Source organism: Polymorphospora rubra (assembly GCF_018324255.1).
Taxonomy (GTDB): Bacteria; Actinomycetota; Actinomycetes; order Mycobacteriales; family Micromonosporaceae; genus Polymorphospora; species Polymorphospora rubra.
The window spans coordinates 4,570,174-4,594,714 of the sequence record NZ_AP023359.1 but is presented as its reverse complement, the minus strand read 5'-3'; the positions used below and the strand labels follow the sequence as shown (position 1 = coordinate 4,594,714).

21 protein-coding genes and 3 pseudogenes are annotated in these 24,541 nt (G+C 74.4%); 14 read left to right on the top strand and 10 right to left on the bottom strand.

Annotation, left to right across the window (positions count from 1 at the left end):
- Positions 1-44 precede the first annotated feature (44 nt).
- Both Prubr_RS20760 and Prubr_RS20755 read left to right on the top strand, forming a co-directional pair.
- Positions 45-2,549: an AAA family ATPase gene (locus Prubr_RS20760; protein ID WP_212816581.1), complete on the top strand. Its 2,505-nt coding sequence runs from the start codon at positions 45-47 to the stop codon at positions 2,547-2,549.
- Positions 2,546-3,511 (top strand): hypothetical protein, encoded by a 966-nt coding sequence (locus tag Prubr_RS20755; protein ID WP_212816580.1) that lies wholly within the window; start codon positions 2,546-2,548, stop codon positions 3,509-3,511. The genes Prubr_RS20760 and Prubr_RS20755 overlap by 4 nt, the downstream gene beginning before the upstream one ends.
- Before the next feature lie 121 nt (positions 3,512-3,632).
- On the opposite strand, the pseudogene Prubr_RS38260 reads toward Prubr_RS20755, so the two are convergent.
- Positions 3,633-3,815 (bottom strand): annotated as a pseudogene (locus Prubr_RS38260) (helix-turn-helix domain-containing protein); the annotation flags it as partial.
- 152 nt (positions 3,816-3,967) lie between these two features.
- Between Prubr_RS38260 and Prubr_RS20745 the strand changes: the two are divergent.
- Entirely contained in the window at positions 3,968-4,813 is an 846-nt protein-coding gene (locus Prubr_RS20745; RefSeq protein ID WP_212816579.1) for a spermidine synthase, read from the top strand.
- 6 nt (positions 4,814-4,819) lie between these two features.
- Here the strand turns inward: Prubr_RS20745 and Prubr_RS20740 are convergent, their stop codons facing one another.
- Positions 4,820-5,479 (bottom strand): response regulator, encoded by a 660-nt coding sequence (locus Prubr_RS20740; protein WP_212816578.1) that lies wholly within the window; start codon positions 5,477-5,479, stop codon positions 4,820-4,822.
- A 76-nt stretch (positions 5,480-5,555) separates the two neighbouring features.
- On the bottom strand, positions 5,556-6,704 hold the full coding sequence (locus Prubr_RS20735) for a sensor histidine kinase (protein WP_212816577.1): 1,149 nt from the start codon (positions 6,702-6,704) through the stop codon (positions 5,556-5,558).
- A gap of 171 nt (positions 6,705-6,875) precedes the next feature.
- Between Prubr_RS20735 and Prubr_RS20730 the strand changes: the two genes are divergently transcribed.
- The 6 genes from Prubr_RS20730 to Prubr_RS20705 all read left to right on the top strand — a co-directional run bounded on the left by Prubr_RS20730 (position 6,876) and on the right by Prubr_RS20705 (position 13,310).
- Positions 6,876-8,177 carry a hypothetical protein gene (locus Prubr_RS20730; protein WP_212816576.1) on the top strand — a complete coding sequence of 434 codons (1,302 nt, stop codon included), beginning with the start codon at positions 6,876-6,878 and terminating at the stop codon, positions 8,175-8,177.
- A gap of 248 nt (positions 8,178-8,425) precedes the next feature.
- Positions 8,426-9,346, top strand: a complete 921-nt coding sequence (locus Prubr_RS20725; protein ID WP_212816575.1) for a DNA-3-methyladenine glycosylase family protein — start codon at positions 8,426-8,428, stop codon at positions 9,344-9,346.
- A gap of 191 nt (positions 9,347-9,537) precedes the next feature.
- Positions 9,538-10,104 (top strand): hypothetical protein, encoded by a 567-nt coding sequence (locus Prubr_RS20720; RefSeq protein ID WP_212816574.1) that lies wholly within the window; start codon positions 9,538-9,540, stop codon positions 10,102-10,104.
- A gap of 25 nt (positions 10,105-10,129) precedes the next feature.
- Positions 10,130-11,218 (top strand): ATP-dependent DNA ligase, encoded by a 1,089-nt coding sequence (locus tag Prubr_RS20715; protein WP_212816573.1) that lies wholly within the window; start codon positions 10,130-10,132, stop codon positions 11,216-11,218.
- A gap of 45 nt (positions 11,219-11,263) precedes the next feature.
- A complete protein-coding gene (locus Prubr_RS20710; RefSeq protein WP_212816572.1) occupies positions 11,264-12,817 on the top strand; it encodes an alpha/beta hydrolase in 1,554 nt (517 codons plus the stop codon).
- A gap of 22 nt (positions 12,818-12,839) precedes the next feature.
- Positions 12,840-13,310, top strand: coding sequence for a GNAT family N-acetyltransferase (locus Prubr_RS20705; RefSeq protein ID WP_212816571.1), 471 nt, complete (start codon positions 12,840-12,842; stop codon positions 13,308-13,310).
- 11 nt (positions 13,311-13,321) lie between these two features.
- On the opposite strand, the gene ligD is transcribed toward Prubr_RS20705, so the two are convergent.
- Positions 13,322-14,503, bottom strand: coding sequence for a non-homologous end-joining DNA ligase (gene ligD, locus Prubr_RS20700; protein ID WP_212816570.1), 1,182 nt, complete (start codon positions 14,501-14,503; stop codon positions 13,322-13,324).
- A 124-nt stretch (positions 14,504-14,627) separates the two neighbouring features.
- On the opposite strand from ligD, the gene msrB reads away from it, so the two are divergent.
- Positions 14,628-15,041 carry a peptide-methionine (R)-S-oxide reductase MsrB gene (gene msrB, locus Prubr_RS20695; protein WP_212816569.1) on the top strand — a complete coding sequence of 138 codons (414 nt, stop codon included), beginning with the start codon at positions 14,628-14,630 and terminating at the stop codon, positions 15,039-15,041.
- A 63-nt stretch (positions 15,042-15,104) separates the two neighbouring features.
- Here msrB and Prubr_RS20690 read toward each other — a convergent pair whose 3' ends face one another.
- Positions 15,105-15,383 carry an isoamylase early set domain-containing protein gene (locus tag Prubr_RS20690; protein WP_212816568.1) on the bottom strand — a complete coding sequence of 93 codons (279 nt, stop codon included), beginning with the start codon at positions 15,381-15,383 and terminating at the stop codon, positions 15,105-15,107.
- A 259-nt stretch (positions 15,384-15,642) separates the two neighbouring features.
- Between Prubr_RS20690 and Prubr_RS20685 the strand changes: the two genes are divergently transcribed.
- Both Prubr_RS20685 and Prubr_RS20680 read left to right on the top strand, forming a co-directional pair.
- Positions 15,643-15,903: a Prokaryotic metallothionein gene (locus tag Prubr_RS20685; RefSeq protein ID WP_212816567.1), complete on the top strand. Its 261-nt coding sequence runs from the start codon at positions 15,643-15,645 to the stop codon at positions 15,901-15,903.
- A 422-nt stretch (positions 15,904-16,325) separates the two neighbouring features.
- Positions 16,326-16,775 (top strand): GNAT family N-acetyltransferase, encoded by a 450-nt coding sequence (locus tag Prubr_RS20680; protein ID WP_212816566.1) that lies wholly within the window; start codon positions 16,326-16,328, stop codon positions 16,773-16,775.
- A 148-nt stretch (positions 16,776-16,923) separates the two neighbouring features.
- Here the strand turns inward: Prubr_RS20680 and hemQ are convergent, their stop codons facing one another.
- The 3 genes and pseudogenes from hemQ to hemE form a co-directional block, all read right to left on the bottom strand.
- Complete coding sequence (gene hemQ / locus Prubr_RS20675) at positions 16,924-17,628, bottom strand: hydrogen peroxide-dependent heme synthase (RefSeq protein ID WP_212816565.1); 705 nt, start codon at positions 17,626-17,628, stop codon at positions 16,924-16,926.
- Positions 17,625-19,055 carry a protoporphyrinogen oxidase gene (gene hemG / locus Prubr_RS20670; protein WP_212816564.1) on the bottom strand — a complete coding sequence of 477 codons (1,431 nt, stop codon included), beginning with the start codon at positions 19,053-19,055 and terminating at the stop codon, positions 17,625-17,627. Before hemG ends, hemQ begins: the two co-directional genes overlap by 4 nt.
- A 1-nt stretch (position 19,056) precedes the next feature.
- Positions 19,057-20,153 (bottom strand): annotated as a pseudogene (gene hemE / locus Prubr_RS20665) (uroporphyrinogen decarboxylase).
- Between the two features lie 182 nt (positions 20,154-20,335).
- Here hemE and Prubr_RS20660 point away from each other — a divergent pair.
- Positions 20,336-20,907: pseudogene (locus Prubr_RS20660) on the top strand (DUF3000 domain-containing protein).
- 59 nt (positions 20,908-20,966) lie between these two features.
- Here Prubr_RS20660 and Prubr_RS20655 read toward each other — a convergent pair.
- On the bottom strand, positions 20,967-21,659 hold the full coding sequence (locus Prubr_RS20655; RefSeq protein WP_212816563.1) for a hypothetical protein: 693 nt from the start codon (positions 21,657-21,659) through the stop codon (positions 20,967-20,969).
- Positions 21,660-21,731: 72 nt separating this feature from the next.
- Positions 21,732-22,847 carry a S1C family serine protease gene (locus Prubr_RS20650; RefSeq protein ID WP_212816562.1) on the bottom strand — a complete coding sequence of 372 codons (1,116 nt, stop codon included), beginning with the start codon at positions 22,845-22,847 and terminating at the stop codon, positions 21,732-21,734.
- A 279-nt stretch (positions 22,848-23,126) separates the two neighbouring features.
- On the opposite strand from Prubr_RS20650, the gene Prubr_RS20645 reads away from it, so the two are divergent.
- Positions 23,127-24,476, top strand: a complete 1,350-nt coding sequence (locus Prubr_RS20645) for an HRDC domain-containing protein (protein WP_212816561.1) — start codon at positions 23,127-23,129, stop codon at positions 24,474-24,476.
- The last annotated feature ends 65 nt before the right edge of the window (positions 24,477-24,541 follow it).

The window sequence follows — 24,541 nt, the reverse complement described above, 5'->3', positions numbered from 1 at the left end:
ACCGCCCCCTCCACCCGGTGACCGACGAGGGAGGCGAGTAGACAGTGCGGCCGTTGCGGCTGGATCTGGCCGGCTTCACCGTCTTCCGCGAGGAGACGACCGTCGACTTCACCGACGCCGACTTCTTCGCCCTGGTCGGGCCGACCGGCTCGGGCAAGTCGACGATCCTGGACGCGATCTGCTTCGCCCTCTACGGCACCGTGCCGCGTTGGGGCGGCACCCGGGGCATCTCCAACGCGCTCGCCCCGTCGGCCAACGAGGCCCGGGTGCGGCTGGTCTTCGACGCGGCCGGGTCCCGCTACGTCGCCAGCCGGGTGGTCCGCCGTGACGGTCGGGGCAACGTCAAGACCGGCAACGCCGGCCTCCAGCGGATGCCGCCGGGCTTCGACGTCGGCAAGCTCGACACCGGGATGAGCCCGGACGACCTGGGCGAGGTTCTGGCCGGTACGCCGGCCGAGATGACCGCCGCCGTCGAGCAGGCGGTCGGGCTGCCGTACGACCAGTTCACCAGCTGCGTGGTGCTGCCGCAGGGGCAGTTCGCCGACTTCCTGCACGCCAAACCGGCCGCCCGGCAGGAGATCCTGGTCAACCTGCTCGACCTCGGCGTCTACGACCGGGTGCAGAAGGCGGCGTCGGCGCGGGCGTCGGCGGCCGAGGCCCGGCTCACCGCCGTCGACCAGCTGCTCGACGGGCTCGCCGACACCGACGACGACACCCTGGCCGCCACCGGGCAGCGGGTCACCGAGATGCGCCGGCTGGCCGGCGAGGTCGAGGCGGCCGTACCGGGGCTGGTCGACGCGGAGCGGGCCACGGCCGGGGCGGCGGACGCGCTGGCCGCCCTCGACGCCGAGATCGCCCACCTCGACGCCGTCGCGGCACCGGCCGACCTGGGCACGGTCGCCGGCGCGGTCGCCACCGCGCGGGCGGCCGCGGACGAGGCGGCGACGGCCGTCGCCGCCGCCGAGGAACGCGAGGAGAAGCTGCGTGGCGAACTCGCCGCGGCCGGTGACGAGGCGGCGCTGCGCCTGCTGCTGACCGCCCACGCCGACCGGGACCGGCTCGCCGCCGAGGCCGCGACGCTGACCGCGGGGCTGGCCGGCGCGCAGACCGAGCACGACGCCGCCGCCGCGGCGCTGGAGGCGGCGCGGGCCACGGCGCGGCGGGCGACCGCCGACCTGGAGGCGGCCCGGCTCGCCTACCAGGAGGCACAGACCGCCGACCGGGCCGCCGCGCTGCGTACCCACCTCACCGCCGGCGGGCCGTGCCCGGTCTGCGAACAGCCGGTCCCGGCCGTACCCCCGGTGCCGGCCGCCTCCGCGGTCGCCGCCGCCGAGGCCGCCGGACACGCCGCCCGCAAGGCCGCCGACCGGGCCGAGAAGGTCGTCGCCGAACGTGACCGGACCGCCCGCGACCTGGAACGGACCCTGGACCGGGCGCGGGCCCGGCACGAGCGGCTCACCACCGACCTCGCCGACCTCGACGGCCGGCTCGCCGACTCCCCCGGACCGGACGCGGTACGCCGCGAACTCGACGCGGTCGCGGCACTGCGCGCCACCCTCGACGAGGCGGGTACGGCGGTCCGGGCCGCCCGGGAGACCGGCCGGCGGGCAACCGCCGCCGTCGTCGCCGCACAGGACCGGATCCGGTCCGCGTGGCGGGCCTTCGACCAGGTACGCGACGGGCTGGCCCGGCTCGGTCCGCCGGCCGCCGACCGCGACGACCTCACCGCCGCCTGGGACGGGCTGTGCTCGTGGGCGGCCGGGGAGGTCGACCGGCGCCGGGCCGACCGGGTCGCCGCCGCGGGCGCGGTCGACGCCGCGTACGCCGCCCGGGACGGGGCCGCCGCCGGGATCGTCGCGCTGTTCACCGCCGCCGGCGTCGACGCGCCGCCGGTCGGCCGGACCGGAACGGATCCGGCGCGGGACCTGACCCGGGCCGCCGCGGTCGCCGTCGAACGTGCCGAGGCCGACCTGCGCCGGCTCACCGAACGTCGTGAGCAGGCCGCCGAACTGCGCGGGCAGCGGTCCGGCCACGAGCGCGACGGCCGGGTCGCCAAGGCGCTCGCCGGGCACCTGCGGGCCAACAACTTCGAACGGTGGCTGCTCGCCGAGGCCCTCGACCAGCTCGTCGACGGCGCCTCCGGCATCCTGCGCGAACTGTCGTCCGGCCAGTACGACCTCGTGCACGACAAGGGCGAGTTCTACGTCGTCGACCACCACGACGCCGGGCTGCGCCGGGCGGTGCGGACGCTGTCCGGCGGCGAGACGTTCCAGGCGTCGCTGGCGCTGGCGCTGGCCCTGTCCGAACGGCTGGCCGGCATGTCCGCGACCGCCGCCAGCCTGGAGTCGATCGTCCTCGACGAGGGGTTCGGCACCCTCGACGCGGCCACGTTGGACACCGTCGCGGCGACCCTGGAGAACCTGGCCGCCCGCGGCGACCGGATGGTCGGCGTCGTCACCCACGTACCCGCGCTCGCCGAACGGGTACCGGTCCGGTTCGAGGTCCGCAAGGACGCCCGTACCGCCCGGGTGGAACGGACCGGGCTGTGACCGGCTGGCACGTCGACGCGTGGGACCCGTCGTACGGGGCGTCGTTCGAGGCACCCGCCGGGCCGGCCGCGCAGAGCAGCGCCCAGGTCGACGTGGGCGTGGAGATGCCGGCCGGCGCCTGGGCACCCCGGTCCGCACCCGACGGCCTGGCCGCGCCCGACGTGGTCCTGCTCGTCGACGGCGTACGGCGCAACGACGCCAGCCTGTGGAGCCGCGAGGACGACGGCACGTCGTACCCGGGGCTCGCCGCCTCCTACGCCGCCGGCGTGGTCCGCTGCGACCTGCGCCGGGGCGCCGCCGAGGTCGCCGGGTCCGCGGTCCGGCGCGGCCTGTTCACCGCGAGCCCGACCGGCGCCGACATCGTCGCCGGCCAGATCCGCTACCTGCTGCACCAGGTCAGCCCGCCCGGTGAACTCGCCAAGCTGCCGGTCGCCGTACAGCCGCAACTGACCGCGCTGGAGGTCGACGTCTCCAACGCCGCCCGCGTCGACGGCGACCTGCTGATCGTGGACGGGCCGCTGCGCAACCGCCGGCAGCTGCCCCGCGCCCTCGGCTACATCAAGACCCAGCACAGCCAGTACCTCGACGCCCGCGAGCAGGCGGTGGTGACCTCGCTGCGGGCGAAGGAGCGGTCGCCGGTGTTCCGGCTCGGCACCGCCTGGGGCGGCTGGTCCTGGTATCTGCGGCTGCCCGGACCGACCGGCGCCCCGTGGGCCGGGATCGTCCGCGTCGAATGCTCCGCTGAACTGTCCGATGTGGAGGCCGTGGAGCTGGCGGACCTGTCGCTGGTGACGCTGCCCCGGTTCGCCTCCACGCCGTACAAGGACCCTCGGGCGCCGCAGAACCTGATCCCGATCGCCGGCCTGGAGCGGCGGCTGCGGGCGATGCTCGGCGACGCCCGCCTGCTGCACCGCGCCCTGACCATGACCACCGCCCGCCGTACGGCGGACACGACCCGCTAGCCGGCCGTCGTGGCTCAGGCGGCCGAGGCGGTCCCCCGGGCGCCCCCTCCGACCCGGTGCCACCACGCGCGTTGAACACGAAGGCCGAGCCGTCCCCGTCCAGGTCGATCGTCAGCGAGGCATCCAACGCCTTGGCCAGCCGGGTGAGCAGCGGCAGGGTCGGCAGCGAGTCACCACCCTCGATATTGGAGATCTGCGGCTGGGTCATGCCCGCCCGGCGGGCCAACTCCGCCTGGGACAGGCCGAGTGCCGTACGCCGGTCGTAGACGGCCTGCCCGAGCGCGAACGCGTACCCGGCCTCCACGTAAGCGGGGGTCTCCTCGACCGACTCTCCCAGGAGTCTTCTGGTCCGACGGGTCTTCCATTGAGCATGGTTCACAACCCCTCCCCTGCGTCACCTCAGTGGGATTGTGCTCCCTCGACGGCCGGCACACATGTCCCGGCATACTCGACGGCGTGGGGCGTAAGCGTGGTGGGCAGCGGCTCGGGGTACGAATCGACTCCGGGCTGGCCGAACTCGCCCCCGACCCGGACCGCCCCGACAGCTTCACGCTGCTGGTCGACGGCACCCCGCAGTCGCACGTCGACCTCACCGACCCGACCCATCTGGAGTTCGAGTACGTCCGCCGGATCGCCATGGTCGTCGACCTGATGGCGCCCGCCGGCCGGTCGCTGCGGGTGCTGCACCTCGGCGGCGGCGCGCTCACCCTGCCCCGCTACGTGTCGCGGACCCGGCCCGGCTCCACCCAGCGGGTCGTCGAGATCGACGCCACCCTGGTCGACCTGGTCCGGGAGCACCTGCCCTGGCCGCCTGACCGCAACCTGCGGGTCCGGGTCGGCGACGCCCGCGACGCGGTCACCACCGGCCGGGACGGGTCGTACGACCTGGTCGTCGCGGACGTGTTCGCCGGTGCCCGTACCCCGGCCCGGCTGACCTCGGTCGAGTTCGCCGGCGAGGTGGCCAGGGTGCTGGCGCCCGGCGGTCTCCACGTCGCCAACCTCGCCGACGGCGGGGCGCTGAAGTACGCCCGCGGCCAGGTCGCCACGGTCGGTGCCGTACTTCCCCACGCGTGCCTGGTCGCCGACACGGCGGTGCTGCGCGGCCGGCGGTACGGCAACCTGGTGCTGGTCGCCGGGCGGGTGGCGCCGCCGGTGGCCGGGCTGACCCGGCGGGCGGCCGGCGACTGGTTCCCGGGCCGGGTGGTACACGGCGACGAACTGGAACGGTTCACCGGCGGCGCGGCCGTCGTACGCGACGCGACCGCCCGCCCGTCGGACCCGCCACCGGTCGGCTTCTTCTAGCCGACGTCAGCTCGCCTGTCCGGCGCGGACCAGGCCCGACTCGTAGGCGTACACGACCGCCTGCACCCGGTCCCGCAGGTCCAGCTTCATCAGCACCCGCGCGACGTGCGTCTTCACCGTCGCCTCCCCGACGACCAGCGCGGCGGCGATCTCGGCGTTGGAGCGGCCCCGGGCCATCAGGGTCAGCACCTCCAGCTCGCGCGGGGTGAGCCGGTCCAGTTCGACCGGCCGGCGGGGCGGCGGCTGGGCGGTGAAGGTGGCGATCACCCGGGTGGTGACGGCCGGGTCGAGCAACGCCTCGCCGGCCGCCACGACCCGGATCGCGGCCACCAACTGCTCCGGCGGCGACACCTTCAGCAGGAAGCCGCTCGCACCGACGCGCAGTGCGGCGTACAGGTTGTCGTCGGTGTCGAAGGTCGTCAGCATGATGATCCGGGGCGGTGCCGGGGTGGCGAGCAGTTCACGGGCGGCGGCCAGGCCGTCGAGCCGGGGCATGGCGATGTCCATCAGCACCACGTCGGGGCGGGTCCGGCGGGCCAGCGCCACCGCCTCCAGCCCGTCGGTGGCCTCGCCCACCACCTGGAGGTCCGGCTCCGTCTCCACGACGAGTCGCAGCCCGGCCCGGATCATCGCCTGGTCGTCGGCCACCACCAACCGGATCGTCACAGCGGGGAGCGTATCCGTCCCGGCGCGGGACGCCGTCCGCAGCGGTGCGGACCGCCGGTCATCCGCGCGGCGGAGGTCACCCCGGCGGGCGGGGTAGCCGGGCCCGGATCCGGTAGCCGCCGCCGGGGCGGGCGCCGGCCGAGAGGTCGCCGCCGAACAGCGCGACCCGCTCCCGCATGCCGACCAGGCCGTGCCCGGGTGCCGGGTCGCGCGGCGGCCGGCCGCCCGCCGGACCACCGTCGTCGACGACCACGATGTCGAGGCCGTCGACCCGGTACGTCAGGGTCACCTCGACCCGGGCCGGGCCGGCGTGCTTGAGCACGTTGGTCAGTGCCTCCTGGACGATCCGGTACGCCGACAGGTCGAGACTCGGCGGCAGTGGACGGGGCTCGCCCGCGACGGTCACCCGTACCGTCAGGCCGGCCTCGCCGACCTGTTCGACCAGTTCGTCGAGGCGGGCCAGCCCGGGCTGCGGGGTACGGCTCTCCGTCGCGTCGCCGCGCAGCAGCCCCAGGGTGCGGCGCAGTTCGGTCACCGCCTCCCGGCCGGCGGCCTCCACACCGGACAGCAGGTCGCGTTCGGCGAGCTGGTCGGCGTCGAGGCGGCGGCGTACCGCGCCGGCCTGCAGCACCATGACGGTGACGCTGTGCGCGACCATGTCGTGCAGCTCCCGGGCGATCCGGGCCCGTTCCTGCGCGACCGCCTCCCGGGCCCGCAGCTCACGGGCCGCCGACAGGGCCGCGTTGTGTTCGGCCATCCGGCGGGCCTGCACCTGCAGCAGCAGGCCGGTGGCGTACGCACCCAACGGGTAGAGCAGCGAGGCGAACACGTCGGACGGCGTCATGGTGCGCTGGCCGATCAGCACCGCGACCGTGCCGGTGACCAGCACCACCGCGGCGGTCCGGCGCCATCCCGGCGAGCGGCCCGGCCCCCAGAAGACGATCTCCCGGCCGACCGTGTGCAGCCCGATGAACAGGCACAGGGCCTGCCACACCCGGAAGTTCTCGATGTCACCGGGTAGCCACCACACCTGGATGACCACCACGTCCAGCAGCAGGGTGGCCAGCGGGAAGCGGCGGCGGAGGAACACCAGCAGCGTCGCGAACGCCAACCGCCCGCCCCACAGCGGCAGCCGGTGCGGGGCGGTCGCCTCTTCGAACAGCCCGAATGTCGTGAACACGACCGCGACCGCCAGGTCCAGCCGACCGATCCGCAAGCGCCACACGGCGCGAGCGTACGGGCCGGTCACCGGGCCGGAACCGGTCGCGCGGCGGACGGGCGGATCCGCCGCGCGGCGGACACCGGTTCACCCGTCGGAGTGGCGTCCCGGCGGTGGCGCGTACCTACCGTCAGCGGCCGACGCCCGCCGCCGGTGGGCGCGGAACAGGGAGTACGCATGACCACCGACATCTTCATCCGACGACAGCGGGCGGGGCTGATCTGCCTCGGGACCGCTCCGCTCCTGCTGGCGGCGGCGACGGCCGTCGACCCGGCGCTCGGCGACGTCGGGTACTACGACGCGATCCGCGCCGATCCGGGCGCCGCCGGGCTGCACTCGCTGCTGCTGCACTGGGCCTGGCTGCTGTACGTCCCCGGGCTGCTCGCCCTGCTCGGGCCGGTCGGTCGGCGGGGCGCGGCGGCGGCCGCGGTCGCCTGGACGGCGATCATCTTCGGGTTGTCGGTCTTCGCCGCCCTGGTGGTGACCGACTTCTTCGCGATCGCGCTGGCCGACACCGTCGACCAGGCCGCGTTCGCCGCGCACGAGCGGGAGGCCGGCACGTACGGCTGGTTCACCGCGGGCTGGCGACTGCCCGGGATGGTCGGCTGGTTCGTGGCGATGCTGCTGACCCCGTACGTCGCCGCGTACGGCCGGGCGGTCGGGTGGTGGTATCCGCTGGTCGCGACCGCCGGTTTCGGCCTGTACCTGCTGTTCGCGATCGAGTCGCCGCTGCTCGGGATCACCGGCCCGGTGGTGCTGACCGTCGCCAACGTCCTCGCCGCGACCCGGCTGTGGCACGTCACACCGGCTCCGGAGGACGGTGGCGGCTATCCCGTGTTCCGCCGTACCGCCGGGGTGGCCTGCCTGGTCGCGGCGCCGGCCGCGCTGGCGGCCGGGATGGCGACGATGCCCGGCGGCGCGTTCGAGATCGCCCCGTCGCTGGCGAGCGACCCGGGCGGCGCGCAGGCGAGCGCGTTCTTCCTGCACCTGTCGTGGCTGCTGTTCGTACCCGGGGTGCTGACCGTGACCGGCCGGCTGACCGGCCGGGGCCGGGTCTTCGGGCTGCTGGCCGGCGGGATCGCCGGGCTCGGGTTGCTGAACTGGCAGGGTCTGATGGTCTCCGACTACCTGGTGCTGGCGGCCGAGGCGACGCTCGGCACCGAGCGGGCCACGGTGGTCAACGAGGCGGCCGGCGGTTCGCCGCTGCTGGCCCTCGGCGTCCTGCTGCCGGGCATGGTCGGCGGCCTGCTCGGGCTGGTGCTGGTGCCGGTCGCCGCCGCGGTCGGCCGGCTGGTCCGCTGGTACGTGCCGGTGCTGGCCGGGCTCGGCGTGGTCGCGTTCTTCGTGCTCACCACCGGCCGGGTCACCGGCCTGGTGTCGCCGGTGCTGCTGCTGGTGGCGTACGCGTTGCTGGCCCGCGCGGTGGTCGCCGGCCGGCGGGTGGCGCTTCCGGTCGTGGCCGCGGGCGCGGCCCGGTGAACCGGCGCGGCGACCGGCCCAACGGACCGGATCCGTTCCGCCGCAGCGCACCGCGCCGGGCGCAGTCGCTGCGGGCCGGACCCCGCTGGGCCGGACCGTGCCGGACCGGGCCCCGCTGGGCCGGACCGTGCCGGACCGGATCCGGCTGGGCGGGGCCGTGCCGGGCGGCCGGGCTCCGCCGGTCCGGCCCCGGTGTCCGGGGCGACCGCCGGTCGTCGCGCGGGGCGGGTCCATGACACAGTGTCCGGGTGGACGGGACCGGGGCGGCGGCGAGCCGGACCCTGCGGCCGCCGGCGGGCTACCACCTGGCCGGCTCGGTCGGCGCGCTCGCGATGGGCCGCCACGACCCGTGCGCCCGGTTCGTCGACGGCGCCTTCTGGTGGACGGCCCGCACCCCGGACGGCCCCGGCGCCCTCGCCCTGCGGCGCAGCGGCGGTGAACTGGTCGCGGAGGGCTTCGGGCCGGGCGCCGACCGGGTCGTGGACCGGGCCGACGCGGTCGCCGGGCTGCGTGACGACCTGACCGGCTTCGCCGAGGCCGCCGCCACCCACCCGGTGGTGGAGCAGCTCGCCCGCACCCACCGCGGCCTGCGGCTGCCCGCCACCGGGCAGGTCTTCCCCCGGCTGCTGCGGGCCGTGCTCGAGCAGAAGGTCACCGGCAAGGAGGCGTACCGGGCCTACGCGGCGACCGTCCGCCGGTTCGGAACGCCGGCGCCCGGCCCGGTCGCCAACCTGTGGATCCCGCCCGAGCCGGCGACGATCGCGGCGCAGCCGTACTGGGTGTTCCATCCGTTCGGGGTCGAGCAGCGGCGGGCCGACACGCTGCGCCGGGCCGCCGCCGCGGCCGACCGGCTCGAACGGTGCGTCGACTCGGCCGAGGCCACCGCCCGGCTCACCGCGATCGCGGGCATCGGGCCGTGGACGGCGGCCGAGGTGGTCCGGATCGCGTACGGCGACGCCGACGCGGTCAGCGTCGGCGACTTCCACATCCCGAACACGGTGGCCTGGGCGCTGGCCGGCGAGCCGCGCGGCGACGACGCCCGGATGCTGGCCCTGCTGGCGCCGTTCGCGGGGCATCGCGGGCGGGTGTGCGCGCTGCTGGACGCGGCCGGCCTCCACGCACCCCGGTTCGGTCCACGGATGCCGCTGCGCTCCTTCGCCCGCTACTGACCGCCCCGCGTCGGTCCGCGCGGGTACGCGCGGTGATCAAGGGCTTGTCGTGGGGGAACCGGTCCGGAATGCCCGCAACATCCCCAAGATCGCGCGGTCGCAGGGTGGCCGCCGCGCGAACGTCGCATCTGAGACCGAATGCGCCCGACCAGCCATGGACACGCTCCCATGAACGTGGAAACATCCTCGACATGTCCACCGACGTCGATACCCGACCTCGCCGCCGGCACCTGTGGATCGCCGCCGCGCTGGCCGGCACGCTGGTCGCCGTACTCGTCACGCAGTGGATCACCGGGGCCGGTGGGTCGGACGCCGGCGACCTGCGTACGCAGATCGCCGCCCGGATGGTGACCGTCCTGGAGTCCACCCCGGCCGAGCAGCACGGCGGCCACGGCGCGCACGCCGCCGGCTACGGCAGCGCGACCACGGTCTGCGCCGTACGGATCTTCGGGTTCGAGCCGGCCGACGCCGGCAGCCTCGACCGGGTCGACGTCGTCTACGGCCACCACCTGTGCGGCATCGCCGAGGGACGGCGGCACTGGGACGGCGCGGTCAAGCTGGTCGGCCCGGTGGTGATGCGGCTGTCGACCGACCCCCCGACGATCCAGGTGGCCGAGGCGACGCAGACCGCGACGTTCCGCGAGCGGGTGCTCGAACTGATCCCGGCGCGATACCAGGCCGAGGCGTTCGAGGAGTCGCTGGACGCGTCGGCAATGACCGAGCTGCGCCGCCGCTACGACGACGCTGCCGGGTTCTGACGTACCCGGGTGGTTGACTGGGCGGATGGAGCTGCCCGTCAACCCACCGGTCGAGCCGATGCTCGCCAAGAGCGTGCCGGACATCCCCGTCGGCGAAGGCATGACCTACGAGCCGAAGTGGGACGGCTTCCGGTGCATCGTCTTCCGCGACGGCGACGAGGTCGAGCTGGCCAGCCGGGGCGGCAAGACCCTGACCCGCTACTTTCCCGAGGTGGTCGAGCAGGCCCGGGCCCAGCTCCCGGCCCGCTGCGCCGTCGACGCCGAGCTGATCCTGATCCGCCGCGACGGCGACGGCCGGCCCCGGCTCGACTTCGAACTGCTCTCCCAGCGGATCCATCCGGCCGCGTCCCGGGTACGGATGCTGGCCGAGACCACCCCGGCCGACCTGGTCGCCTTCGACCTGCTCGCCATCGGTGACGAGGCCCTGGTCGACCGGCCGTACACGCAGCGCCGGGCCCGGCTGGCCGAGGCGCTGCGCGGGGTCGAGCCGCCGGTGCACGTCACCCCGACGACCGCCGACCTGGCGACCGCCCGGCGCTGGTTCGAGATCTTCGAGGGCGCCGGGCTGGACGGGATCATCGCCAAGCCGGCCGACATCGCGTACGAGCCGGGCAAGCGGCTCATGTTCAAGGTCAAACACGCCCGTACGGCGGACGTGGTGGTCGCCGGCTTCCGCTGGCACAAGTCCGGCCCGGTGGTCGGCTCGCTGCTGCTCGGCCTGTACGACGACAGCGGCACCCTGCACCACGTCGGGGTGTCGGCGTCGTTCACGATGGCCCGCCGCAGGGAGCTGCTCGACGAGCTGGCGCCGTACCGGAAGGGGGTGACCGGGCACCCGTGGCGGCACGGTGACCACGAGTTGGGCCAGCGGATCCCGGGCGGGCCCAGCCGGTGGACCGGCACCAAGACCCTGGAGTGGGAGCCGCTGCGGCCGGAGCTGGTCGTCGAGGTGGCATACGACGCGATGGAGGGCGACCGGTTCCGGCACACCGCCCGGTTCGCCCGCTGGCGGCCGGACCGCGATCCGCGGTCGTGCGGCTACGACCAGTTGGAACGGCCGGTGCGCTTCGACGTCGACCAGGTCCTCGCGGGCGATCCCGACCCGACCGGCTGACCGGCCGGCATAGGCTGGGCCCAGCGGCAGCACGATCTTGGAGGGATGCCCGTGGCCCGGAACCACCGGACGATCCTGGCCGGCCTGCTGGCCGCGACACTGGTCCTCGCCGGATGCACGCTGCCCGGCCGCGGCGACCGGGACCCCGCCGCCCAGCCCACCCCGACGGATTCGGCCGGCGCCGCCGCCACGGTGTGGCGACCCTGCCCGGAGGTGGCCGAGGACCTGGTCGGCCGGGGCGCGGCCGGCGTCAGCTACGAGTGCGCGACCATCCAGGTCCCCCGGGACTGGGCCGCGCCCGACGGCGGCACGTTCGACATCGCGCTGCTGCGGGCCCGGGCCGCCGACCAGCGTGACCGGATCGGTTCGCTGGTGCTCAACCCCGGTGGCCCCGGCGGTTCCGGCGTCGACACCGCCGTCTACCTGTCGTTCGGTCCGGCGTTCGGCGGGCTGCCGACCGAGGTGCTCCAGCGGTTCGACGTCGTCGGGTTCGACCCGCGCGGGGTGAGCCGGTCCAGCCCGGTCAAGTGCATCCCGGACGCCGACCTCGACGCGACCTTCGGCGCCGAACCCGATCCCGACCAGGCCGAGTTCGACGCGCTGGTCGCGTTGAGCCAGCGCATCGGCGAGGGCTGCGGCGCCGAGTACGGCGACCGGCTGCGACTGTTCGCCACCGAGCAGGCGGCCCGGGACATGGACGCGGTACGCGTCGCCGTCGGGGACGAGAAGCTGACCTACCTCGGCTACTCGTACGGCACCCTGCTCGGCGCGACGTACGCCCAACTCTTCCCGCAGAACGTGCGCGCGCTGGTGCTCGACGGCGCGATCGACCCGCGGCAGGGCATCGTCGAGAGCTCCGAGGGCCAGGCCAAGGGGTTCGAGCTGGCGTTCGACAACTTCACCCGGTGGTGCGCGCAGACCCCGGACCGGTGCCCGATCGCGCCGGACGCGCGGACCGCGGTGACCGACGCGCTGGAGAAGGCACGGGTGTCCCCCGTTTCCGGCGAGGGCGGCCGGCAGGCCACCGCCGGCTGGATCCTCTACGCGGTGATCTCGTCGCTCTACACCGAGACCGGCTGGGAGGAACTGGCCGGGGCGATCGACGACCTCCAGCGCGGCGATCCGGCCAAGGTCTTCGAACTGGCCGACCGGTACGCCGAACGCGGCCCCGACGGGCACTACAGCAACCTGTTCGACGCCAACATCGCGGTCAACTGCGCCGACGAGGAATCCGGGCCGAGCGTCGAGCAGATCCGCGACCTCCAGACGGAGTGGCGCGACCGGTACCCGCTCTTCGGGGCGCCGCTCGCGGTCTCGATGCTGTCCTGCGCCTCGTGGCCGGCGCAGCGCGACGGCTACCCGACCGGGCCGGCGACCGGTGCCCCGCCGATCCTGGTCGTCGGCACCACCGGCGACCCGGCGACCCCGTACGAGCAGACGCCGCGGCTGGCCGAGATGCTCGGCGTCGGCGTGGTGCTGACCTGGGAGGGCGAGGGGCACACCGCCTACCCGCAGACCGGCTGCGTCAACGAGGTGGTCGACGCGTACCTGATCGACCTGACCGTGCCGACCACCGATCGGCGCTGCCCGGCCCGCTGAGTCGGCTGGCAGACTGGCATCCGTGACCGAAGTGATCTTCCGCGCGGCCCGCCGCGCCGACGTACCGGCGATCGTCGCCCTGCTCGCCGACGACCCGCTCGGTGCCGGCCGGGAGGCAACGGGCGAGGGCGTCGCCGAGGAGGTCGACGCCGCCTACTGGCGGGCGTTTGACGACATCGACGCCGACCCGCGCAACGCGCTCGTCGTCGCCGATCTCGGCGGCGAGGTGGTCGGCACGATGCAGCTCACGTTCATTCCCGGCCTGAGCCGGAAGGGGGCGGAGCGGGCCCAGATCGAGGCGGTGCGGGTCCGCGTCGACCAGCGCGGCGCCGGGCTCGGCCGCCGGATGATCTCGTGGGCGGTCGACGAGGCGCGGGCGCGCGGCTGCCGGCTCGTCCAGCTCACCACCGACAAACGGCGCGCCGATGCGCACCGCTTCTACGCCGGGCTCGGGTTCGAGGCCAGCCACGAGGGAATGAAGCTCGCGCTCTGACCGGGCCGGCGTCAGCCCTTGCGGTCGCGGTCCTTCGACGGCTGCACCCGCTTCGGCTCACCGGGCATCTTCGGATGGTCCGGCGGATACGGCAGGTCGCCCTGGCCCTCCTTGTCGTCCCGGTCGGCCCACTCCAGCAGCGGCGTGATGTCCCACCCGGCGTCGTCGATCGCCGCGTGCGGGTCGCCGATCCGGGCGAACCGCTCCGGTACGGTCCGCAGGTCGAAGTCGTTCGGCTCGACGTCGGCCAGTTCGTCCCAGGTGACCGGGGTGGAGACGGTGGCCCGGCCGTTGGCCCGCAGCGAGTAGGCGCAGGCGATCGTGCGGTCGCGGGCCATCTGGTTGTAGTCGATGAAGACCTTCTCGCCGCGCTGCTCCTTCCACCAGGCGGTGGTGACCAGGTCGGGCCGGCGCCGCTCGATCTCCCGGGCGAACGCGATCGCCGCCCGGCGCACCTGGGTGAACGTCCACCGGGGCGCGATCCGCAGATAGATGTGGACGCCCCGGCCACCGGAGGTCTTCGGAAAGCCGGTGACGCCCAGTTCGTCGAGCAGTGCGCGGACCTCGCCGGCGACCGCGACCGCGTCGGCGAAGTCGGTGCCCGGCTGCGGGTCGAGGTCGATGCGCAGTTCGTCGGGGCGGTCGACGTCGTCGGCGCGTACCGGCCACGGATGGAACACGACGGTGCCCATCTGGGCCGCCCAGGCGACGTGCGCCAGGTCGGCCGGGCACAGCTCGTCGGCCGTACGCCCGCTCGGGAAGCTGATCGTCGTGGTCTCGATCCACGGCGGTACGCCCCGGGTCGGCACCCGCTTCTGGAAGAACATCTCGCCCTCGATGCCCTGCGGGAACCGCTGGAGCATCGTCGGCCGGCGGCGCAGCGCCCGCATGATGCCGTCGCCGACGGACAGGTAGTAGTTGAACAGGTCGAGCTTGGTGTAGCCGGGGCCGGGGAAGTAGATCCGGTCCGGGCTGCTCAGCCGCACCGTACGGCCGGCGACCTCGACCTCGACGGCCGGCGCCTTCGCGCTCGCCCGCGACCTCGGCGCCTTCGCGCCGGTCCCGGAGTTGTCCGCCGACGCTTCTGCGCCGGTCCCGGAGTTGTCCGCCGACGCTTCTGCGCCGGTCCCGGAGTTGTCCGCCGGCGCTTTTGCGCCGGTCCTGGAGTTGTCGGTGCCCGCGCTGCCGCCCATGTCGCGACGATAGACCACCGACGGTGTGACCGATGCCCACACGCGCGGTCCGACCCGGTACGCCCCCGCTGTCCGGTCCGGTCAGGAGCGGACCGACGGCGGCCCGGAGTCGTACCGTTGGGGTATGGCTGTTGACAAGAGCACGCTGCCGACCACCGAGGACGAGTGGCGGGTCCGACTTTCCCCGGAGGAGTTCCGGGTACTGCGCCAGGCCGGCACCGAGGCGCCCTTCACCGGCGAGTACGTCGACACGAAGACGCCCGGGCTTTACCACTGCCGGGCCTGCGGCACCGAACTGTTCTCCAGCGACACGAAGTTCGACTCGCACTGTGGCTGGCCGAGTTTCGACGAGGCGCTGCCCGGTGCCATCAAATACGTCGAGGACCGTTCGCACGGCATGGTCCGGGTCGAGGTGCGGTGCGCGGTCTGCGACTCGCACCTGGGGCACCGGTTCGACGGCGAGCACTACACGCCGAAGAACGCCCGGTACTGCATCAACTCGGTGTCGATGACGTTGGAGCCGCGCGAGGGAGCGTGACGGCCGGCGGCGGGTAGGCGTGGGCGGGGCCGCGGACCGCGACCTCGCCCACGCCGCGCCGGTTCAGCGGAGCAGCAGCCGCCCGCCCCGCTGGTCGACCAGGTCGGCCTGGTCGTCGTCGAGCCACACGCCGCCGCTGGCGAGGTAGCGGAAGTGGTAGTCGCCGGGCGTGAGGTTGACGGTGACGGTACGGATGCCGTTGCGCCGCAGCACGAGTTCGTGCCGCCCCGGCTCCCAGTCGTTGAAACATCCGACCACGCTGACCGCGCCGTTCGGCGCGTCCTTGGGCAGGCAGAACGTTACCCGGGTCTTGTTGCCGAACAATCTACTGCGTTTGATCACGCCGCCCCTCCGGGAAAAGGTTCCAACCGTCTGAGCTTCCCCGCGCCGGCACGCCGGCGCCACCGACACACCGCGCGTTACACGCAATTCACGGGATATATCCGAACCGGATACGAGCCCGGAGCCACCGATGCGCAGGTCAGCCGGGTGGCGGTTCCGCTCCCCCGACTAGCGCAAACAGCCGATTTTCCCCGTTTTCAGCCGCTCGCGGCCGGGCCCTCCCGCAGGCTGGCCGGGAGACGAAACGGGAGGTTGTGCCATGGGGACCTGCGAGGTCTGCGGCAACGAATACTGGATGACGTTCGAGGTACGGACGGTGAGCGGCGACGTGCACACGTTCGACTCGTTCGAGTGCGCGGCCCACCGCCTCGCACCCATCTGCGAACACTGCGGCTGCAAGATCATCGGACACGGGGTGGAGGTGTCCGGCCGGTTCTTCTGCTGCGCCCACTGCGCCCGCGCGGTGGACCGCGAACACGGCGCCGGCCTGCGCGACACCGTGGGCACCCACCCGGGCTAACCACTCCCCCGTCGCGCCTTCCCCGCGGCACCTTCCCCGCCGCGCCGCGCGACGCCTTCCCCGCCCCGCCCCACAGAGCGCCGTACCGCGCACCGTGCACCGCGCGCCGCCTTCCCCGGCGCGCCGTACCACGCGACGCGGCGGTCGCGCCCACCGTGCTCCGGGCGCGACACGGCGGGGCACCATGATCGTCTGCTGCTCCGGCAGTCGACACGCCGACGAGGCACCGCCTGGACAGCAGACGATCATGGTGCGGCCGGCGACAGCCGGACGCCACACGGCCGGCGGGCCGAACGGGCCACCGCACGGCCGGCTGGCCGCACTGGCCACCGCACGGCTGGCCACCGGCACCGGCCCGCGGCGGGCGCCGGCCTCCCACACCGGCCGGTGGGAGTCGCCGCGGGCGCGCCTACGATCGCGGAATGCAGCCGCAGACGACCGAGACGCGCGTGGCGACCTTCGCCGACCTGGACACCCGTACCCTCCACGACCTGCTGCGACTGCGGGTCGACGTGTTCGTGGTCGAGCAGGAGTGCGCGTATCCCGAACTCGACGGGCGGGACACCGAACCCGGCACCCGGCACCTCTGGCTGGCCCGGGGCGGCGCCCCGGTCGCGTACCTGCGGATCCTCGCCGACCCGGACGGGGTCGCGCGGATCGGCCGGGTCCTGGTGGCCCGCGAGGCGCGGGGCGACGGCCTCGCCGGCCGGCTCATGACCGAGGCGTTGCGGGTGGTCGGCGACCGGCCGTCGGTGCTCGACGCGCAGGCGCACCTGGCCGGCTTCTACGCCCGCTTCGGCTACACCACCACCGGCCCCGAGTACGTCGAGGACGGCATCCCCCACATCCCCATGCGCCGCGACCCCCGGTAGACCGCGACCGGAGTCGCGAGTCGACCGAGCGCCGCCGCACCGTCTGGAGCCCGAGGACATGCGGCGAAGCCGTCATGCCCACAGGGCGAAGACGGTGCATGGGGCGGCGCGAAGCGGAGCGAGCCGTCCGAGCGGAGCGAGGACCGAATTACGGCAGGGCGGTCACCAGTTCGGCCACGGAACGCCGGCGGCCGGTGTAGAACGGGATCTCCTCGCGGACGTGGCGGCGGGCCGTCGACGCCCGCAGGTCGCGCATCAGGTCGACGATGCGGTGCAGTTCGTCGGCCTCGAAGGCCAGCATCCACTCGTAGTCGCCGAGGCCGAACGACGGGACGGTGTTGGCGCGTACGTCGGGGTACGGGCGGGCCATCCGGCCGTGTTCGGCCAGCATCTCCCGGCGCTCGGCGTCGGGCAGCAGATACCACTCGTACGAGCGGACGAACGGGTAGACGCACACGTAGGCGCGGGCCTCCTCGCCGGCGAGGAACGCGGGTACGTGGCTCTTGTTGAACTCGGCCGGCCGGTGCAGCGCCATCTGCGACCACACCGGCGTCAGCGTGCGGCCGAGTGTGGTGCGGCGCAGCAGGCCGTACGCCTCCTGCAGCGCGTCCGGCGAACCGGAGTGCCACCAGACCATGATGTCGGCGTCGGCGCGCAGGCCGGAGACGTCGTAGGTGCCGCGTACGGTGACGTCCTTGGCGGCGAGGCCGTCGACGAGCGACTCGACCTCGGCGGTGACGCCGTCGCGCAGGGCGGGCAGTTGGCCGCTGTACCGGAACACCGACCACATGGTGTAGCGGATGGTCGCGTTGATCTCGCGGAGCCGGGCGGCGTTGGTCTGCTCGCTGGTCATGTCGACCTTCCTTCCAGGGACTTGATGATCTCTTCGGCCGCCGTCTCGCCGGAGCGGACGCAGACCGGGATGCCGACCCCGTCGTAGCCGGCGCCGGCCAGGGCGAGGGTGGGTTGGGTGGCGCGCAGCCGGGTCCGGGCCGCCGCGATCCGGTCGGGGTGGCCGGGGGTGTACTGCGGCAGGGCGCCGCCCCACCGCTGGACCCGGCTGTCGACGGGCGCCGGCACGGCCGCCCGCAGCACGGTGGACAGGTCCCGGTGTACGGCGTCGACCAGCTCGTCGTCGGAGCGCTGGAGCTGGTGTTCCTCGCCGTGCCGGCCGACGGAGGCGCGGACGACCGCGAGCCCGTCGGCGCGGCGCAGGTGGGCCCACTTGGTGGTGAAGAAGGTGGCCGCCTTGATCAGGGTGCCCTCGGTGGCCGGTACGAGGAAGCCGGACAGGTCGGGCAGCGGCGGGTCGGGCAGGGCGAGGCTGACCAGGGCCACGCTGGCGTATTCGAGTACGCCGACGAGGCGGCCCGCTTCGGCGTCGACGTCGGCGAGCAGCCGGGCGGCGGGCCGGGCCGGCAGGGCGAGCACGACCGCGTCGACCTCGACCGCCTCCGGGGCGGGGGTGGGGCCGACGACGAGCCGCCAGCCGGTCGGGGTGCGGACGAGTTCGCGTACGGTCGCGTCGAGCCGCAGTTCGGCGCCGCTGTGCGTGGCGGCGGCGGCGACCAGGGTGCCGAGTCCGGTGTCGATGGTGCCGAAGACCGGGACGCCGGTCGGTCGGGGCGCGGCCGCCTGCGCGGCGCGTACGGCGCCGACCAGGGTGCCCTCGTGGCGGGCGGCGCGGGCCAGGCCGGGCATGGTGGCCGCGAGCGACAGGGTGTCGGCCCGACCGGCGTAGACGCCGCCGAGCATCGGGTCGACGAGCCGGTCGACGACCTCGTCGCCGAGCCGCCGCCGGACGAGCGCGCCGACCGCGACGTCCTCGTCGGGGTCGAGCAGCGGGCGGCCGGCGTCGTGGTCGAGGTCGGCGGCCGGCCGGGCGATCCCGGTCACGGCGGCCAGGTCACCGGGTACGCCGATCAGGGTGCCCTTCGGCATCGGCCGCAACCGCCCGCCGACGGCGATGGCGGCCTGCCCGACCGCGGGATGGGTGATCCGGTCGCCGAGGCCGAGGCGGCGGGCCAGGGCGACGGCGGCCGAGTCGCCCCCGGCGGGGTCACGCATCAGGAACGTCTCGGCGCCGGTCTCGGCGGCCGATCCGGCGAGCTCTCCGGTGCGGAGTTTGCCGCCGAGCGCGCCGGACCGTTCGAACACGGTGATCCGGGTGTCGCGGGGGGCGCGGTCGCGCAGCCGTACGGCGGCGGCCAGTCCGGCGATGCCGCCGCCGACGACCGCGACGTTCCAGCCGCCGCGTCCGTCGCCCCCTGTGCGGTCCATGTCAGCGGGCGGATGCCTGGTGCACCAGGTCGACGACCCGGGTGAGCACGTCGGGGTCGGTCTCGGGCAGCACGCCGTGGCCGAGGTTGAAGACGTGGCCGGGGTGGCCCGCCCCTCGGCGAGGATCCGCCGGACCTCGGTCTCGACGACCGGCCACGGCGCGAAGAGCACGCACGGGTCGAGGTTGCCCTGCACGGCCTTGTCGGCGCCGATCCGGCCGGTGGCGACGTCGAGCGGGGTACGCCAGTCGACGCCGACCACGTCGGCACCGGCCTGCGCCATCGCCGGCAGCAGTTCGGCGGTGCCGACCCCGAAGTGGATCCGGGGTACGCCGGCGTCGGCGAGTCCGCCGAGGACCCGGGTCGAGTGCGGCTGGACGTAGGTGCGGTAGTCGGCGGCGGACAGCGCGCCGGCCCAGGAGTCGAAGAGCTGTACGGCGCCGACCCCGGCGGCGACCTGGACGCGCAGGAACTCCAGGGTGATGTCGGCGAGCCGGCCGCACAGCGCGTGCCACAGGTCGGGGTCGCCGTACATCAGGGCCTTGGTCTTGGCGTGGGTGCGCGACGGTCCGCCTTCGACGAGGTAGCTGGCCAGGGTGAACGGCGCGCCGGCGAACCCGATGAGCGGTGTGCTGCCGAGTTCGGCGACGAGCAGGCGGACCGCCTCGGCGACGTACGACACGTCGTCGACGGTGATCTGCCGGATGCGTTCGACGTCGGCGTGGGTGCGTACCGGTTCGGCGACGACGGGTCCGGTGCCGGGGACGATGTCGAGGTCGACGCCGGCGGCGGCGACCGGGACCACGATGTCGCTGAAGAGGATGGCGGCGTCGACGCCGTGCCGGCGGACCGGCTGGAGGGTGATCTCGGTGACCAGGTCGGGCCGGCGGCACGACTCCAGCATCGGGATACCGGCCCGGATCTCCCGGTATTCCGGCAGTGACCGGCCGGCCTGGCGCATGAACCAGACCGGGGTGTGCGGCACCGGTTGGCGGCGGCAGGCCCGCAGGAACGCCGGCTCTTCGGTGGTGTCCTGGTCGTGGGCGGTGCCGCGGTCGGGGGCCGCGTTGCCCGGCATCGTCGTCGTCATCCCCGCCATCGTGCCACGGGCGCCGGACGGCGGTACCGGGCCGTCCGGCCCGGGCGGGCCAGGTCACGTGGACCGGAATCCGTGGCTTATGTCTGGCTTGCCAGGAAAGCGGTGTCCGGTGTGACGTCCCGGGGCAGGGATGATCGGCGTGCCGATCTCCCGGCGGCCGGCTGCCGGCTTAGGCTGCGGACATGTCAGCCCCCACCGCGGTTCCCGAGGTGTTCGCGAACGCGGTGGCCGGCCTGCGCACGGCAACCCCCGCCGGGAGATCGTGCTCAAGGAGATCGGCGCACCGCAACGGCTGGCCCCGTACGCGTTCGCGCTGGCCGCAACGGTCCTGCGCGCCGGCGACGAGGTGGCCACCGGCCGGCTGATCCTGCTGCACGACCCCGCCGGCCACGACGCGTGGGACGGCACGATGCGGCTGGTCACGTACGTGTCGGCGGATCTCGAACTGGAGCTGGCCGCCGACCCGCTGCTGCCGTCGGTGGGCTGGAGCTGGCTCGTCGACGGGCTCGAGGCGCACCACGCCGGACACCGGGCGATGGGCGGCACGGTCACGCAGACCATGTCGACCCGGTTCGGCGACCTGGCCGGCGAGCCGGCGGCCGCCGACATCGAGATCAGGGCGTCGTGGACACCGGCCACCGACGACTTCGCCGCCCACCTGCACGGCTGGTGCGCGCTGCTGGCCTCCACCGCGGGGCTGCCGCCGCCCGGGGTCACCGCACTGCCCGACCGCCGGTCGGCCGCCGGCCGCTGACCGCCGGTCCGCTCCCCCGTGGGTCGGGGCGCCCCTTCCGGGACGCCCCGCCGGATGACTCAGAGGTACTTGTTGGCCTCGTCGCAGGTCTTGTCGAGGTCCTTCACCGCGGCGTCGTAGGCGGACTGGTTGCCGGCCGCCGCGGCCGTCAGCGCGGTGCTGAGCAGCTCGAGGCACTTGGAGATGATCTGCTTCTGCCGGACCTGCTCGTCGCGGTCGTTCTGGGTGCCGGTCAGGTTCTGCTCGGCGGTGTCGGCCCGCTTGGTCGCCGCCGACAGGTCGGTCTTCAGCTTCTCCAGCTCGGTGTTCCTGGTGGTGATCGTGGTGTCCCGCTCCTTGACCTGGGCGGTGAGCGTGCCCCTGGTCTCGGAGAGTTCGTTGGACTTGGCGACGTAGAGGCCGGTCATCACCCCGCCGAGCACGAACAGCAGGCCGGCGACGATCCCGAGGATCAGCACCGTCTGGCTCTTCTTCGGCGCGGCGGCCGGCGCCGGGCTGGCCGACACCGGGGGCCCGGACATCTGCTCGCCGAACGGCGGGCCGGACATCTGCGCGCCCGGGTACGGCTGCTGGGCCGGCGGCTGCTGGTAGCCGGGGTCGTACGCGACCGGCGACCCGAACCCGCCCTGCGGCGGCGGAGAGCCCTGGTACGGCTGGTACGGACCGCCCTGGTCGCCGGCGGGAGGACCGTACGCGTTCGGGTCGTAGCCCTGCTGCGGTGACCCGTCAGGGCCGGTCGGCGGGTAGGACATTACTTCCTCCAGAAGAGTGGCCGCCGCCTGGCGGTGTCGGAGGGCGGCGGGGCGGGCGGGTGGCCGGGCGGGTCAGCAGATCTGGAATCCGTCGCAGGCGGTGGCGATCGGGATGGCCAGCCCGACCCCCTCGGCGTCGGCGACCTTCGCGGTGGCGATACCGACCACCTGCTTGGCGCTGTTGATGACCGGTCCCCCGGAGTTGCCGGGGTTGATCGAAGCGTCGAACTGGATCATGGAAGGGCCGCCGCCCGGCATGGTGCGGAAGGCACTGACCACACCGGTGGTGACGGTGTCCTCCAGGCCGAGCGGGGCGCCGACCACCACGACCTGCTGGCCCGACTTGACCGGCTCGGTGGCGGTGACCAGGCCGGTGAACGCGCCGGTGGTCACCAGTTGGGCGACGTCGTTGCGCTCGTCGACGCGTACGATCATGGCCGGGAAGCGCTGGTCACGACGCTCGATGAAGACCTCGCGGCCACCGCTGTTCCACACCGACTCGACCACGTGGAAGTTGGTGAACAGGTTGGTGCCGCCGCCCTCGGCCGGCTTGCCGACGGCGAAGGCGGTGCCCCCGGAGTTGCCGGCGCTGACCCGGAAGACACTGGGCAGCGCCACGGTCGAGATGGCCTCCGGGTTGAACACGTCGCCGGCCTGCTTCTCCAGCTCTCCGGTCCGGCCCTCCAGGCCCTCGAAGCGACTGCCGTCACTGGCCTGCGCATCGGCGAGCCGGTCGTCGGCGGCGGCCAGCCGCTCCGACAGGTCGTTGATCTGCACCGCCTGAAGTCCGGCCACAACGCCGAGGAACAGCGCCAGGACGAGCGCGACAACGCCCGGCCAGGAGACGCGCCGCCGGGCGGCCGGCGGCGGGGCGGCACCGGGGAAGCCCGCCGGCGGGTGCACCGGCGGCGCCGACCGCGGCTGCGGCGCGGCGACGACGGGCGAGCCCGGCGTGGGCCACGACTGGGTGACCGGTGACCCGGCACCCGACCACGGCTGCGCGGGCGGCGGCGGTGGCGGTGCCAACTGCGGGGGCTCCATCTTGGGCGGCAGCGGGCCGGGGCGGGCCGGCGTACCGGTTTCCGGGGCGGGCGGCTGCCGGGTTTCCGACCCGTCCGCCGCGGGCTGGCCCGGCGCGGGCTGCTGGTTGCCCGGCTGTCCGGCGTACGGGTCGTAGCCAGCGGTCATCGTTACACGCCTCCCAGGGACGCCGTCTCGTGTCTTTTCTCCGCGTCGGCGGCGCATGGCCGACTCCACTGTCCAACGGTCGCACGACCGGACAACCCCACGATCTGATCTCGCGGCAGGGTGGACCGTACCTGCGTGAAAGGGCTTTGTCTGCCCTGATGTCCGGGCCATGACAAACCATGCCGATCATCCGGGGGAAAGGTACCCGCGAGCGGATCACGGTCGACTCGCCGGGCCGGCTGTTCGATCCCGCGAGCGTGCGCCGACTAGGGTTGCCAGGTGACCGACGAACCACCCCTGCGCCGTCGGGCCCACGAACGCCAAGCGGGGGACGAGCCACACAGCCGTCCGGCGGGTGCGCCGGCGTCAGATGGAGCCGCCACGTCGGCGTCAGATGCAGTGGGGCCCGACCCGAAGCCTGGCGGGCCCGTTCCGCTCATCGCCCCCCGCGACGGCACCCCCGTCCCCGCCGAGACACCTGACGAGTTGGCCGAGGTAGTGGCCCGTTTCGCCGCCGGCACCGGTCCGGTGGCGATCGACGCCGAACGTGCCTCCGGCTACCGCTACAGCCAGCGTGCCTACCTGGTCCAACTGCGCCGTGCCGGCGCGGGGACCGTACTCGTCGACCCGCTGCCCCTGGGTGACCTGCGGACCCTGGACGCGGCCATCGCCGACACCGAGTGGGTGCTGCACGCGGCGAGCCAGGACCTGCCGTGCCTGGCCGATCTCGGGCTGCGGCCCCGCCGGCTGTTCGACACCGAGCTGGCCGCCCGGCTGGCCGGATTCGAGCGGGTCGGCCTGGCCGCGCTGACCGAGTCGCTGCTCGGCTACACCCTGGAGAAGCACCATTCGGCGGCCGACTGGTCGAGCCGGCCGCTGCCGGAGTCGTGGCTGACGTACGCGGCCCTCGACGTGGAGATGCTCACCGACCTGCGGGACGCACTGGCCGCCGAGCTGGTGGCACAGGGCAAGGACGGGTGGGCCGCGGAGGAGTTCGCCGCCGTCGTCGCCTGGGGCCTGGTTCCCCCGCGGCAGCGGCCGGACCCGTGGCGGCGCACCTCCGGTATCCACCGGGTGCGCGGGGCGCGGGCCCAGGCCCGGGTACGCGCCATGTGGTACGCGCGGGACCAGATCGCCGCCCGGCGCGACTCGGCGCCGGGTCGGGTCCTGCCCGACGCGGCGATCATCGCGGCGGCGGAGACGGATCCGCGCGACGAGCGCACGCTGTTGACCCTGCCCGGCTTCGGCGGCCGGTCAGTGCGGCGGCTGGCCCGGGTCTGGCTGGAGGCGCTCGGCGAGGCACGGGCGCTGGCGGACAGCGAGCTGCCGGTCAACCCGCCGGTCGACGGCCCACCGCCGCCGCACCGCTGGGCCGAGCGCGACCCGGCCGCGGCGGCCCGGCTGGCCCGGTGCCGCGAGGTCGTGACCCGGATCGCGGCGGAGCACCGGCTCCCGCCGGAAAACCTGATCACCCCGGATTCGGTGCGCCGGCTGGCCTGGACGCCGCCGGAGGAGAGCACGGTCGAGACGGTGACCCAGACCCTGCGCGGGTACGGCGCCCGGTCCTGGCAGCTCACCCTGATCGCCGAGGACCTGACCGCCGCCCTCCCGGCCCCCTTGCCCTCCTGACCCCCGCCCCCTGTTCCCCGCGATCTTGCACTTGTCTCCCCCTTCTGTACCGCTTCGGGGGCGAC

Coding starts and splice junctions, on each gene's coding strand:
- Prubr_RS20720 (WP_212816574.1), top strand. CDS start 9,538: ATGTCCACCGACGTCGATACCCGACCTCGCCGCCGGCACCTGTGGATC.
- Prubr_RS20730 (WP_212816576.1), top strand. CDS start 6,876: ATGACCACCGACATCTTCATCCGACGACAGCGGGCGGGGCTGATCTGC.
- ligD (WP_212816570.1), bottom strand. CDS start 14,503: ATGGGCGGCAGCGCGGGCACCGACAACTCCAGGACCGGCGCAAAAGCG.
- msrB (WP_212816569.1), top strand. CDS start 14,628: ATGGCTGTTGACAAGAGCACGCTGCCGACCACCGAGGACGAGTGGCGG.
- Prubr_RS20680 (WP_212816566.1), top strand. CDS start 16,326: ATGCAGCCGCAGACGACCGAGACGCGCGTGGCGACCTTCGCCGACCTG.
- hemQ (WP_212816565.1), bottom strand. CDS start 17,628: ATGACCAGCGAGCAGACCAACGCCGCCCGGCTCCGCGAGATCAACGCG.
- Prubr_RS20685 (WP_212816567.1), top strand. CDS start 15,643: ATGGGGACCTGCGAGGTCTGCGGCAACGAATACTGGATGACGTTCGAG.
- Prubr_RS20710 (WP_212816572.1), top strand. CDS start 11,264: ATGCCCGTGGCCCGGAACCACCGGACGATCCTGGCCGGCCTGCTGGCC.
- hemG (WP_212816564.1), bottom strand. CDS start 19,055: ATGGACCGCACAGGGGGCGACGGACGCGGCGGCTGGAACGTCGCGGTC.
- Prubr_RS20650 (WP_212816562.1), bottom strand. CDS start 22,847: ATGACCGCTGGCTACGACCCGTACGCCGGACAGCCGGGCAACCAGCAG.
- Prubr_RS20715 (WP_212816573.1), top strand. CDS start 10,130: ATGGAGCTGCCCGTCAACCCACCGGTCGAGCCGATGCTCGCCAAGAGC.
- Prubr_RS20655 (WP_212816563.1), bottom strand. CDS start 21,659: ATGTCCTACCCGCCGACCGGCCCTGACGGGTCACCGCAGCAGGGCTAC.